The 14012-nt window shown below is 42.4% G+C and carries 9 protein-coding genes and 1 pseudogene; 7 read left to right on the top strand and 3 right to left on the bottom strand.

Annotation, left to right across the window (positions count from 1 at the left end; all coding sequences use genetic code 11):
* The first annotated feature begins 19 nt into the window (after positions 1-19).
* Entirely contained in the window at positions 20-934 is a 915-nt protein-coding gene (locus tag ACYVLS_RS08230; RefSeq protein ID WP_460323444.1) for a nuclease-related domain-containing protein, read from the top strand.
* A gap of 663 nt (positions 935-1597) precedes the next feature.
* On the opposite strand, the gene yidC is transcribed toward ACYVLS_RS08230, so the two are convergent.
* On the bottom strand, positions 1598-2593 hold the full coding sequence (gene yidC, locus ACYVLS_RS08225; RefSeq protein WP_460323442.1) for a membrane protein insertase YidC: 996 nt from the start codon (positions 2591-2593) through the stop codon (positions 1598-1600).
* Between the two features lie 87 nt (positions 2594-2680).
* Positions 2681-3049, bottom strand: coding sequence for an acylphosphatase (locus ACYVLS_RS08220; RefSeq protein ID WP_460323440.1), 369 nt, complete (start codon positions 3047-3049; stop codon positions 2681-2683).
* 208 nt (positions 3050-3257) lie between these two features.
* Here ACYVLS_RS08220 and ACYVLS_RS08215 point away from each other — a divergent pair.
* From ACYVLS_RS08215 to ACYVLS_RS08195, 5 genes and pseudogenes are all read left to right on the top strand, one after another.
* Positions 3258-5545 (top strand): annotated as a pseudogene (locus ACYVLS_RS08215) (FtsK/SpoIIIE family DNA translocase).
* Positions 5546-5741: 196 nt separating this feature from the next.
* Positions 5742-6848: a BMP family lipoprotein gene (locus ACYVLS_RS08210; protein WP_460323575.1), complete on the top strand. Its 1107-nt coding sequence runs from the start codon at positions 5742-5744 to the stop codon at positions 6846-6848.
* Positions 6849-7073: 225 nt separating this feature from the next.
* Positions 7074-8657: an ABC transporter ATP-binding protein gene (locus ACYVLS_RS08205; protein WP_460323438.1), complete on the top strand. Its 1584-nt coding sequence runs from the start codon at positions 7074-7076 to the stop codon at positions 8655-8657.
* A complete protein-coding gene (locus ACYVLS_RS08200; RefSeq protein WP_460323436.1) occupies positions 8641-9714 on the top strand; it encodes an ABC transporter permease in 1074 nt (357 codons plus the stop codon). Before ACYVLS_RS08205 ends, ACYVLS_RS08200 begins: the two co-directional genes overlap by 17 nt.
* Before the next feature lie 2 nt (positions 9715-9716).
* Positions 9717-10673 carry an ABC transporter permease gene (locus ACYVLS_RS08195; RefSeq protein WP_460323434.1) on the top strand — a complete coding sequence of 319 codons (957 nt, stop codon included), beginning with the start codon at positions 9717-9719 and terminating at the stop codon, positions 10671-10673.
* A gap of 72 nt (positions 10674-10745) precedes the next feature.
* Here the strand turns inward: ACYVLS_RS08195 and mnmM are convergent, their stop codons facing one another.
* Complete coding sequence (mnmM, locus tag ACYVLS_RS08190) at positions 10746-11309, bottom strand: tRNA 5-(aminomethyl)-2-thiouridylate-methyltransferase MnmM (RefSeq protein ID WP_460323432.1); 564 nt, start codon at positions 11307-11309, stop codon at positions 10746-10748.
* 173 nt (positions 11310-11482) lie between these two features.
* Here mnmM and ACYVLS_RS08185 point away from each other — a divergent pair.
* Positions 11483-14012 (top strand): muramidase family protein (locus ACYVLS_RS08185; RefSeq protein ID WP_460323430.1); only part of this gene is annotated, 2530 nt, incomplete at its 3' end.

Here is a 14012-nt window from a genome sequence, read left to right as displayed (position 1 = left end):
AAGAGAGAGGAGGAATGAAATGAATGTAATAAAAGAAAGAGAAAAATCCAGTCTGCTTAGAGGGATGGAAGCTCTGCACAACCGCGTAGAGCTGGCACCTAAAGATAATAGCTACTATAACTCACTAGTGTCAGGATACGAAGGAGAACAGTTTTTTGACTGGAAAATAATGAGAGCAATTGACAATGAGGCTGTTTATATAAGTGATTTGCTGCTCAATATCAATGGTAAGAGTACTCAAATTGACGCGGTATTGATTATTGAAAATTGTCTCTATGTATTTGAAGTGAAAAACTATACTGGTGAGTACATGTTTAACGAAAATGTGATGAAAAACTTAAATGGATACGTGATAGGTAACCCCTTGGATCAGCTGAATAGAAGTTTAACTATTTTGACTCAGTTACTGAAACAGTGGAATATTCAAATACCGATTGACGGAAGAGTGGTTTGTGTAAACCCAGGCTTTACATTATTCACTAAAACTCCACCTGAACACATCATTTTGCCTACCCAGCTAGATTCGTTTTTAAAGAAATTAAACCATCAGAATAAACCACTGTCTAGTTCGAATCGCATACTTGGCAAACGTTTATCAGAAATGAACAAGCAGGAAGTTCCATTTCAGAAACAATTACCTCCTTATGAATATGAACAGTTGAGAAAAGGCGTTAAATGTCCGCAGTGTAATAACTTTAATGTGGCATTAACTCAGAGGAGCTGCAGTTGTTTAACCTGCCAAAAACAAACAGCCATTCAGTCCTGCATCCTCTACGCAATTGATGAATACAAATTACTGTTCCCTCAGAAAAAATTGACGACACTGAATCTGTTTAATTGGATGGGAGGAGAGGTTTCGAAGTATAAGATAGGTAATACCTTGGGGAATCACTACAAAAAGATAGGTACTTCTAAGGCAAGGTACTATGAGTAAAGTAACGGAAGCTTGTAGCATAACGTGAACTGGCGAGTAGCGAGGGAGACGAGTTAGAGGAATAAACCAGTATTTCATTAACTGATGAGTATTGATCAAGACGAGTTAGAGGAAAAAAGTAGTATTTCATGAACTGATGAGCAGTGAGCGAGACGAGTTAGTGGAAAAAAGCAGTATTCGATGAACTGGCAAGTAGCGAGCGAGTTGAGTTAGGGGAAAAAAGCATTATTCGATGAACTGGCAAGTAGCGAGCGAGTTGAGTTAGGGGAAAAAAGCATTATTCGATGAACTGGCAAGTAGCGAGCGAGTTGAGTTAGGGGAAAAAAGCAGTATTCCATGAACTGATGAGCAGTGAGCAAGCTGAGTTAACGGAAAAAAGCAGTATTCGATGAACTGGCAAGTAGCGAGCGAGTTGAGTTAGGGGAATAAAGTAGTATTCCATGAACTGATGAACAGTGAGCAATCTGAGTTAGTGGAATAATTCAGTATTCGATGAACTGGCGAACAACAAGTAAGGTGAGTTAAGGGAATCAAAAGGAAGAGACTCATCCGAGTCTCCAAAACAACCGTATAAACTAAAAAGGTAGAAACTCGCTTCGAGTTTCTACACTATTATAAGACGAAAAAAGCAGAGAGCCACGGCTCTCTGCTTCCTAATCATTATTATCTGTTGTTGCGCTGTTGCTTGCCGGAATTTCGGGCATTGCGGCCGGCTTTTTGTTCGAAAGGACTGTTTGTCTGACGGCGATCTTTAGCAGAAGGCGCTTGAGTTGCGCGTTTACCTTTTGCAGGTGTTTCTTCAGCAGTGACCGTTTTTCGTTTACGTTTCTTACGCTCAACGACTTTTTTATCGCCATGCTTTTCTTTCATTTCTTTTTCCAGTCTAGGCTTGTAGTACAAGTTTGTAATCAGAGACTGTCCAATGGCTACAAATCCACCGGCAAACCAGTAAAGTGTCAGACCGGCAGGACCACTGATAGAAAACATCAGAATCATAATCGGGTTCATCATCATCATCGTGCTGGACTGTTTACGCTGTTCTTCTGGCATACCAGCCATCATTACTTTAGTCTGCAAGTAGTAGACTGCACCGGTCAAAATAGCAAGTAGAACGCTTCGTTCACCTAACTGAATCCCTAACCACGTAGCTTCCTGAATGGATTCAGACATTCGGATGGCCTGGAACATCGCAGTAAAGACGGGCATCTGAATCAGGAGCGGCAGACAGCCAGCTAGACCGCCTAGAGCGTTCACATTATTTTCACGGTAAACTTCCATTAATTCCTGCTGGAGTTCCTGTTTTTCCTGAGAGTCGTTTGTTTCTTTCATTTCAGCCTGGATTTCATCAGCTACAGGTTTGACAACAGCCATTTTTGTCTGCTGTTCCATTGAGGTACGCTGCTGCTTAATGGATAGGGGCAAAATCAGAATACGGACAATAATAGTAATGGCAATAATCGCCAGACCGTAACTTCCGCCAAAGACATTCGCCAGTATTTCAATGAAAGACTGAGTAGGTAGTACGAGATAGTCATATAAAAACTGAGAAAATCCGCCAGTCGGTGTACCACTTTGGTCAACACGCATACATCCGGATAAGAATAATACGATGGAAAGCATTCCACCTGAAAGTAACCACTTTTTAGTTCTGTTTTTCAAATCAATTCATCCCTTAATTGTGAGTTTGTAGCATAGTCATCGAATCGAACACGCTATTCAACACTATACAATAAAGGGAGCTATAATTCAATTGGCTTGAGAAAAATTAGATTTTTCTTCAATGTTTTTGTCATAAGTTACGACAACTTTGTCCACTTCAGCTGACGGACTCGGGCCTTTTCGTAATGCTTCAATAAATTGAGAGATCTTTTCTTCTGATCCAACCGCTTCAACATAAACTGTACCGTCGCTTTCGTTACGCACGATACCACGAACACCCAACTCATCGGCTGCCTGTTTCGTTGTAAAGCGGAAACCGACGCCTTGAACGCGCCCGGACACTGTTGCACGGAACTTCTGTGTATCCTCTCCAAATGGCTCGTTAGTATAAATGACTTCTCCACTTGAATCTCTATTCTGTCCCTTTTTAAAAAAATCACCAAATAATGATCCCATTCTTTATCCCTCCTGATTAATTTCTTACCTTTAGTTTACTTCTTTCGGCTTTAAGAGGTCAAAGAAAACGGTACCTGAGCACATGTATTGAAGACAGTTAAATTAAGTGCAGTTAGAATTCCGATTCATATGAAGCGTCCGGTGTTCGCTACCGAAATAGAGCAATTCGTGCTATAATGGCACAGGATTAACAGGAAGGAGACATACAATGGCAAGAACTAAAAAACGTGGACGACCGAAGAAAAAAACGCACAAGGTCGCCCCAGAATTAATTGGATTTATATTATTTTTCTTCAGCCTGCTCGTGCTGGGATCATTTGGATTTTTAGGACGCTTTTTAACCAACGTCTTCAGATTGTTTGTAGGAGAAACCTATGCCTTATTAGCTATTCTATTATTGGCAACAGGTGTGTACTTAATTTTAAAAGGGGAATGGCCGAGTTTCAAAGGACCTCGAACGAGAGGGTCTGCTCTCTTATATACGGCCTGGCTGGTATTTGTCCATAGTCGATGGGTACTGCCGATGCTGTCGGACACGACCAACAGTGTATCCGCAACTTGGCAGGCACTCTGGCCACAATTTGTGAATAACAGTATAGCTGGAAATATTGGTGGTGGCATGATAGGTGCAGTCTTTTTTGCAGTAAGTTATTTCCTTTTTGCTATGGCAGGGACCTACATGATGATCGTGGTTCTGGTATTTTTTGGTATCATGACGTTCTTTCAGTTCTCTTACCGAAGCTTGTTTGAACGAATTCGGCTGGCACTCAAGTCATTTTTCAAATGGGTTAGCGCACAGTTGAAATCCTTATCTGCCAAGCAGAAAGACAGACGCAAAACCAAGAAGAAAGCTAAGAAAACGAAAAAAGCTAGCAAACCGAAGAAACAGCAGGCTAAAACGAATCAAATCGAATCATCTGATGAACATCAGCCTATTAAAGACAACCATAGTTCAGAAGGCGAACAGACTGCTCTGGAAATTGAAGGCTATCAGCAGATCCAGGAAAATAAATTAGCCGAAGCAACACCTCAAGACACCCAGAATTCTCAATCAACAAGCAAACAGACTGAGTCTGAAGACAATGCGAGTGAAGAGGATACTGGCCCTGTCGAATTTGAAATTGGTGAAGAAGAAAACGAAGCCTATAAACTGCCGCCAGTCTCTTTATTAAATCAGATTGAAGCAGTGGACCAGTCGGATGAGTACGGAATTATTCAGAAAAACGTCAAAAAGCTGGAAGAGACCTTTGAAAGTTTCGGTGTGAATTGTAAAGTGACTAAAGCTAACTTAGGTCCGGCTGTAACGAAATACGAAATTCAACCCGCGACAGGAGTGAAGGTCAGCAAAATTGTCGGTTTGTCAGATGATTTGGCCTTGGCATTAGCGGCAAAAGATATTCGAATGGAAGCACCTATTCCAGGAAAAGCAGTTATTGGAATAGAAGTACCCAATTCTGAAGTGAGTACGGTGTCCTTCAGAGACATTATTGAAGGACAAGTGAAAAATAAGGAGAAACTGCTTGAAGTTCCTCTAGGGCGAGATATTGCCGGGAACGTAGCGATGGCCGATCTGGCTAAGATGCCTCACATGCTTGTAGCAGGAGCAACGGGTTCCGGTAAATCAGTAGCGATTAACGGTGTGATTACCAGTCTATTAATGAAAGCTAAACCCAATGAACTCAAGCTGATGATGATTGACCCGAAAATGGTTGAGTTAAATGTGTATAACGGCATTCCGCATTTACTGACACCAGTAGTGACTAATCCTAAAAAAGCGGCTCAGGCTCTTCAGAAAGTCGTTCAGGAAATGGAAAGACGCTATGAACTCTTTGCGGCCAGTGGATCGCGAAACATGGAAGGCTACAATGTCTTCGTTAAAAAGAAAAATGCCGAAAGCGATGAAGGCCTGCTGCCGCTTCCTTACATTGTTGTTATCGTAGATGAGCTGGCAGATCTGATGATGGTGGCGTCAAATGAAGTGGAAGATGCCATTATCAGACTAGCCCAAATGGCTCGAGCTGCCGGTATTCACATGATTCTAGCCACACAGAGACCCAGTGTCGATGTCATTACCGGAATTATCAAGGCGAATGTGCCGTCACGTATTGCGTTTGCTGTATCCAGTGGAACAGATTCTCGAACCATCTTAGACGGCAACGGAGCAGAAAAACTATTAGGACGAGGCGACATGCTCTTCAGACCGATGGGAGCCAATAAGGCAACACGTGTACAGGGAGCCTTTATCTCAGATGAAGAAGTCGAAGCAGTCGTTAATTTTGTAAAAGATCAGCAGGAAGCGAATTATGTAGAAGAAATGATTCCAAAANACTTCTCCAGAGACGTTTTCGTATAGGATATAACCGGGCGGCTCGTATCGTTGATGAGATGGAAATCAATGGCGTAGTGGGGCCGTCTGAAGGATCGAAGCCGAGAGAGGTACTGGTTTCCGAGACTTCATCCGGTGAAGATGAAATGGAAATGAATCAGGAAAGTTAAAAACAGACTACTATGAGAGCAATCTAATTATATTGGCAATCAATTTCTAACTTTCCTTTTTGTTACAATAATGTTACTATAACGTTGAAAGGACTGACTGATAGCGTAATCATTTATAGGTGCCTATTAAATTTAAATGAGAAGCTCTTTGGTCGGTCCAGTAATAAAAATTATTTAGGGGGAATTATTCGTGACTATGTTAAAATTAAGAGCTATGCTCGCTTTAGGTACATCTGCTTTTGTATTGGCTGCGTGTCAAGGTGAAGATGCCGGAGACACAACAGATACAATCGAAGACGATACAGAAGAAACAACAGATAACGGAGAAGACACTGCTGAAGAAAATGGTGAAGACACAGAAGATGTCGACTTCCGTATCGCCATGATTACCGACGAAGGTGGCGTAGATGACCGTTCTTTCAACCAGTCCGCTTGGGAAGGTATGAATGACTGGGCAGACAGCCATGGCGTTGGCGATGACAACATTGCTTACTATCAGTCAAATGATTCAGCTGACTTTGTTCCTAACTTGAACCAGGCTAATGCTGACGGATACGACATTATTTACGGTATCGGATTCCTGCTACTTGATTCAGTCAATGATGTAGCTGACCAGAACCCTGATCAGAACTTCGGAATTGTTGATGACATTTCAGATCGTGATAACGTTGTTTCCTTGACATTCCGTGACCACGAAGCAGCGTTCCTTGCTGGTGTAGCGGCTGCAGAAACAACTGAAACAGGCCGTGTTGGCTTTATTGGAGGAATCGCTTCTCCAGTTATTGACCGTTTCGAAACTGGCTTTACTGCTGGTGTAGCGCATGTTGACGATAGCATCGAAGTGGATGTTCAGTACGCAGAATCATTCTCTGATGCCGGTGTTGGACAGCAGATTGCTGCGGGTATGTTTGCCAATGGTGCGGACGTTGTTTACCACGCTGCAGGAGCAGTAGGTAACGGAGTATTCACAGAAGCACGTAACCGTCTGGAATCAGATCCTGATGACGAAATCTGGGTAATCGGTGTTGACCGTGACCAGGAAGAAGAAGGAAACTGGGACGGCGGAAACTTCACTCTAACTTCAACATTGAAAGGTGTAGGTTCAGCAATCGAAATGTCTGCTAACCAGACTATGGAAGAAGGATTCCCAGGTGGAGAAAATATCGCTTACGGAATTGAAGAAGAAGGTGTTGACGTTACTCGCGGAAACATGTCTGATGAAGCATGGTCAGTCGTTGAAGAAGCGCGTCAGCAAATTATCGACGGTGAAATTGAAGTTCCTGAGTTTTCATACAGCGAATAACAGTACCCAACCGATATAAACTTGAATAGGCACAAGTGAATTGAATAAAGCGCTGGTCTCTGGGCTGGCGCTTTTTTCATCTTTAAAAGCAAAGGTAAACTTACTTTTAAGAAGATTTTTAATAAGGATTTATCTAACTGCAATTTACCAACGTAATACAATAATGTATAATGATAAAATAACTGTTTCTATTTAAATGAATGAAAAACGAAGGAGGGATCGGTCATGTCTGAGGCAAACAAGGTTATTGAAATGAAAGGCATTACAAAGAAGTTCGGCAACTTCAAAGCGAATGACAACATCACTTTAGACCTTAAAAAGGGCGAAATTCATGCGCTGCTGGGAGAAAATGGTGCCGGAAAATCAACCTTGATGAACATTTTGTCTGGATTACTGGAACCGACAGAAGGAGAAATATGGGTAAATGGAGAGAAAGCCTCCATTTCATCACCAGATGCAGCAAACCAACTAGGTATTGGAATGGTGCACCAGCACTTTATGCTCGTAGATAAATTTACCGTTACAGAAAATATTATGTTAGGTAAGGAGAAGCATAAATTTGGTTTTATGGATCAGGCTTCTGCTGAAAAGGATGTAAAAGAACTGTCTGACCAGTATGGCTTGCGTGTTGACCCGAAAGCCCGTATTAGAGATATATCTGTAGGTATGCAGCAGCGTGCTGAAATTTTAAAAACTCTCTACCGAGGGGCAGACATCCTTATTTTTGATGAACCGACCGGGGTATTAACGCCACAGGAAATTGATGAATTAATGGAAATTATGGCATCTCTTGTTAAAGAAGGCAAATCGATTATTCTGATTACTCATAAGCTGGATGAAATCAAACAGGTGGCCGACCGCTGTACCGTTATTCGTAGAGGTAAGAGTATCGATACTGTAGATGTAGCCACTACGTCACAGCAGGAACTGGCTGATATGATGGTGGGACGTTCTGTTACCTTTAAAGTGGACAAGAAGCCAGCTAATCCGAAAGATCCGGTTCTTGAAATTAAAAACCTCACTGTAAAAGAAGCGCGAGGATACGATGCTGTTAAAGCAATCGACCTGGACGTCAAAGCAGGAGAAATCTTGGGTATAGCAGGGGTTGACGGAAACGGGCAATCCGAGCTGATTCAAGCGATTACTGGTCTGACAAAAGTCGATTCTGGAAGCATCAAATTAGCTGGAAAAGATATTACTAATAAGAAACCTAGAAAAATTACTGAAACTGGTCTGGGACACATTCCAGAAGACAGACAGCGTTATGGTCTCGTTCTGCCAATGAAACTGGAAGAAAATATGTCACTGCAAACCTATTACCAGAAACCCTTCAGTAATCATGGTTTTCTGAATCACAAGGAAATAAAAGAACATGCTAAACGACTAATTGAAGAGTTCGATGTACGTACACCAAGTGAAGAGCACACTGCTGCTTCTTTGTCAGGTGGTAATCAGCAGAAAGCAATTATTGCACGAGAAATATACCGTGATCCGGCGCTATTAATAGCAGCTCAGCCGACACGAGGACTTGATGTAGGGGCAATTGAATACATTCACAAACGATTAATTGAACAGCGTGATAACGGTAAAGGCGTTTTGCTGATGAGTTATGAATTGGACGAAGTTATGAACGTGTCAGATAGAATCGCTGTCATGTATGACGGAAATATTATAGCCGTTGTAAAAGCTGATGAAACAAATGAAAAAGAACTGGGTCTCTTGATGGCGGGTGTTCCTTTAGAAAAGGCACACGAACAAGTGGCTGAAACAGAAGGAAAGGAGAGCGATTCCCTTGTTAACAACAAGTAACAATCGATTAAATAATCTGCTCGTCCCCATCCTGTCAATAATTATGGGGTTCATATTTGGGGCATTGCTCATGCTGTTTTTCGGCTACAGTCCTATTGCAGCTTATCAGGCTATGCTGTCCGGAGTGTTCACCAGTGCGTACTTCTTCGGTGAAGCATTGAGACAGGCAACCGTCCTGACCTTTACTGGACTTGGGTTTGCTATAGCTTTTAAAGCAGGATTTTTCAACATTGGGATTGCAGGACAATTACTGATTGGCTGGGTTAGTGCTATATGGATTGCTCTAGCATTTCCCGATTTACCACGAATTATATTAATTACACTAAGTCTGTTAGTAGGAATAATCTTCGGAGCCATCTGGGCAGGAATTGCCGGAGCATTAAGAGCATACTTCGGAACGAGTGAAGTTATCGTAACTATTATGCTTAACTATACGGCCTTACATCTAACAAACTATTTAATTAGAAATGTTATTTCTAGTGGTAATACAACAGAAAGAGTCAGTGAGAATGCAAGCTTAAGACTGGATTGGCTGTCCAATTTGACTGCCGGTTCCAGACTGAATGTCGGTTTCTTTATCGCTATTATTGTGGTTGTCCTTTATTGGGTATTTATGACACAGACAACAGCTGGATTTGAAGTAAGATCAGTGGGGCTGAATCCTCACGCTTCAAGTTACGCAGGGATGAGTGCCACAAAGAACATTATCTTGTCCATGGTAATCAGTGGAGCATTAGCTGGTCTAGGCGGAGCGATTCACGGACTGGGAACCTTCGGGAATATCTTTACACAAAGCGGGTTGCCGCACGTCGGTTTCAACGGAATCGCGGTTGCCTTATTAGGATTGGGTAATCCAATTGGTATTTTCTTCTCAGCCATCCTCTTTGGTGTGCTGGATGTAGGTGCAGGCTTCCTGCCAAACCGTGCCGGTGTTCCGGATGAAATGGCAAGCATCGTTATTGCAGCCATCATCTTCTTTGTTGGGGCAAACTACCTGATTCGTGTAGTTCTTGAAAAAGTACAGACAAATAAACAAGCAACAGAAGGAGGAGAATAGGCATGGACATTGTACAACTGTTGTCACTTATAGTATCAAGTTCGTTAATGTATGCCGCTCCCTTGATTTTAACAGCACTTGGAGGGACCTTCTCTGAGCGTGGTGGAGTTGTTAACATTGGACTAGAAGGAATCATGGTTATGGGTGCCTTCATGTCAGCTATCTTTAATATTCAGTTTTTCGGCACGTTTGGAAATATGACCCCATGGATTGGGTTATTGGCTGGCGGATTCATTGGCCTCCTGTTCTCTGTTCTTCATGCGGTTGCTACAATTAATCTTCGTGCGGACCATATCGTTTCGGGTACAGTAATCAACTTGGCTGCTCCGGCACTAGCTGTCTTCCTGACGCGAGCTATTCATGGCGCTGCACAGACAGGTCCACTGCCGCGTGCATTCGGACGTTCAAATATTTTACTGCTGCACCGTATTCCGGTAATCGGACCTATCTTTTTCCGTAATACATCTGGACCGGCTTATCTGGGAATTATCATTGCAGTTATTGCCTGGTTCGTTCTCTTTAAAACACGCTTTGGTTTACGTCTGCGTTCAGTTGGGGAACACCCACATGCTGCAGAAACTCTAGGTATCAAAGTGTATACAATGAAGTATGCCGGCGTTTTGATTTCAGGATTCTTAGGTGGTATGGGTGGAGCCATTCAAGCTCAGGCTATTCATAATGAATTCGGTATTTTGACTGTTGCAGGACAAGGGTTTATCGCTATGGCTGCGATGATCTTTGGTAAATGGAACCCGCTGGGTGCAATGGGAGCGGCTATATTCTTCGGTTTTGCACAAAGTCTGGCGCGTATCGGAAACTATATTCCAATCATTCAAGATGTGCCTGGCATTTGGCTGCAGGTTTTACCGTATCTCCTGACTATTCTAGTATTAGTTGGAGTCATCGGTCGTGCTGAAGCACCCGCTGCAATTGGTAAAACATACATTAAATCTAAATAAGCATGACAAAAAGGCAGTCTCCTATATGAGGCTGCCTTTTTAATATGCATGGTTTAATCACAGGTCGTGCTGCTATTTCTTTTCAATCACGATGAGAAAAGGAGGATTATTTTTCTGATTAATAAAACCATAGCGCAAAACACTGAACTTTTTTTGCGAAAGTTGGGATACGTAATTCGTCACAGCATCTTTTTCCTCTTCTCCACCTTCATGACCATGATAAATCATCAGGCTAATTATTCCGCCTTTTTTTAGAAGAGGCAGGGAGCTGTCTATAGCTGAAATAGTTGTATCTGGTAAAGTAATGACATTTTTGTCTCCAGATGGAAGGTAACCCAAATTGAAGACTACAGCACTGACTTTTGAATGTTCGATAGGCAAGTGTGCTATATTTTCATGACCCTTGTGAAGAAGGTCAACAATGTCAGACAAACCAGTTTCCTTAAGTTTAACTCTAGTTGATTGGATAGCTTCATATTGTATATCGTAACCGTAAACTTTACCGTCGTCTTTAACTAGACTGGCCAGTTTCAGGGTGTCATGCCCATTACCAACCGTCGCATCAATAACAACATCACCTACTTGAACAGTATTTTCAAGTACTGCATGGGAAAAGCGGAGAGGATTTAAAAGCATATAAATTGTCCTTTCTGAGGGTTAAATTTAAGTAAATATTAGAGTTTGCTCAAAGATATATTACAGTAAGTTTACAAAGTGAAAATGGTCATAATAATGATTCCGATTCTTTCAGTCTCGGGGTATAATATAGTATCACAACAATCAGTAATCCCGAGAGGAGCAAAACGAATATGACAAAAACAACACCGTTATCTCCCAAATCCCCGAATTTAAAGAGAAATATTACGTTGTCCGCTGGAATTCTCAGCAGTCTGATGGCATTCATCCCCTTAGCCAGCACAGTAGAAGCTCAGGAACTGAATTTGAATAAGGAAGAATTACTGGATTTATATGAACAGTATACAGCCTTAAACTTCACAATTGAAGAAAAAGATGAAGTCCCACATCTTGAAAACAGTGAAGAAACTAAACCATTAGAACTAGATGAATTCCAACACACTGAATTGACGGAAGAAATGGAATTCATCAGAACCCAGTTAGTCAGCATGATAAAACTTGCCGGTGGAGAAGAGATACTGGAACAATTACATAATGACCAGTTATCGGTTGAACAGTTAGATACAATATTTAATGCATTAGTTGAAAATGCTTTAAACAGTCAAAATGATGACCTAGAGGCAGCCGAGAACGATTTGTCAGATGAATCGGATGAAATGGTCAGCGAATCGGAAGAAGTACTTGAAGCCGCAACTGAAGTGCTCGCTGAAGAATATTTATCAGTGCAGGAAAATATGATTATTGATGAAGATCAGGAAGAAAGCGACATGGATTCCATTGAAGCTGATGAGGCTGATTCAGAGTCTTCCAGTGATGTTGATGAAAACGTTAATGAAGAAGCTGAAACTGAAGTAGTGGAAGAGGAGAAGTCTGAACCTGAGACTGCACCCGAACCGGCTCCCGAGCCAAAACCCGAACCAGTTCCAGAACCGAAGCCCGAACCAAAACCAGAGCCGACGCCCGCACCTAAGCCTGAAGAAAAACCGATTGTCTACGTGGTTAAATCTGGTGACACGCTTGGAAGAATAGCTCAGACCTACAACACTACAGTGGCTAAAATAGCCAGTCTGAATAATATCACTAACGTCAATCGACTGTCAGTTGGGCAGGTTTTGGCTATCAACGAAGCAGGAGTAGCAGAGGCTAGACAACCGCAACCGACAACTCCAGGTAATATTGGACAGGCAAACACGCCAGCAGCATTTATTAACCAGATTTCCGGCTTTGCTCAGGAAGTCGCTGCTGAACATGGCTTATATGCATCCGTAATGATTGCTCAGGCTAGTTTGGAGTCGGGTTACGGAAAAAGTAGTTTATCTTTGCCACCAAATCATAACTTATTTGGAATCAAAGGAAGCTACAATGGTCAAAGTGTAGCTAAACAGACAAGAGAGTATTATGCTCACACAGGCTGGATTACAATAGTCGACAACTTCAAAAAATACCCTGGCTACGAAGAGTCGTTAAGAGATAACGCCAGACTCCTAAGAAGCGGAACGAGCTGGAATCCACTCTTTTATAGTGGCACTTGGATTGAAAATACTACGTCGTACCGTGATGCTACGGCATGGCTGCAGGGACGTTACGCGACAGATCCGACCTATGCCAATAAATTGAACAACTTAATTCAGTTATTTGATTTGACTCGTTTCGATATGCCTGTATCTGGTGGAAATAAACCGACGCCAGTGCCAAACCCGGCACCTGCACCGACAACACCGTCTCCATCGAATACATTTAAGGAAACCACCAATTATACGGTGGTTCGAGGAGACACGTTGAGTAAAATTGCGAGAGATTATAATACGACAGTGCAAGCATTAAGAGCTGCCAACAATATTTCGAGTGACTTAATCTTTGTCGGCCAGACATTGAAAGTTCCAAAACTGGAGACTGCTCCGACTAAGCCAGTCGAATCACCTCCTAAGGAAGAAACTAAACCTGAAGAGTCTAAACCAGTTGAAACACCTCCTAAAGAAACTGAGGAGTCAAAAGATCAATTATATACAGTTGTTCGAGGAGACACGCTGACTCGAATTGCCAGAGAATTCAATACTACTGTCAGCCAGCTTAGAGAAGCTAACAACTTGAAAGGGGACACTATTTTTGTAAACCAGCAGTTGATTTTACCTGCTGCTCAAGCTGAAACCCCTTCAGTACCAAAACCGGCTGAACCAGCTAAACCAGAAAAGCCAGGCGAAGCAAGCTACACTGTAAAATCAGGCGACACACTGAGTGGGATTGCGCGTACAAACAATACCACAGTGACTCAGCTTCGTGAGTGGAATAATTTGGAAAATGCGGACCGCATTTTTGTAGGTCAACGTTTAGTCGTGACTGCTGACAAAGAAGAAGCTCCGAAACCAGAAACACCAGCGCCAACACCAGCTGAACCAGCCAAACCAGGTGAGGCTAGCTATACAGTTAAAGCAGGCGACACCTTGAGTGGGATTGCGAGAACTCACAGTACAACTGTGACCCAACTACGTGACTGGAACAACCTGGAAAATGCAGACCGCATCTTTGTAGGTCAGCGCCTAGTAATTTCTGCTCAGAAAGAAGAAGCTCCACAACCTGAAACACCAGCCCCAACACCAGCGGAACCAGCCAAACCAGGTGAGGCAAGCTACACTGTAAAAGCTGGTGATACACTAAGTGGGATTGCGCGTACAAACAATACCACAGTGACTCAGCTTCGTGACT

Source organism: Alkalibacterium psychrotolerans (assembly GCF_054784355.1).
This window is presented reverse-complemented; position numbering and strand designations above follow the sequence as displayed.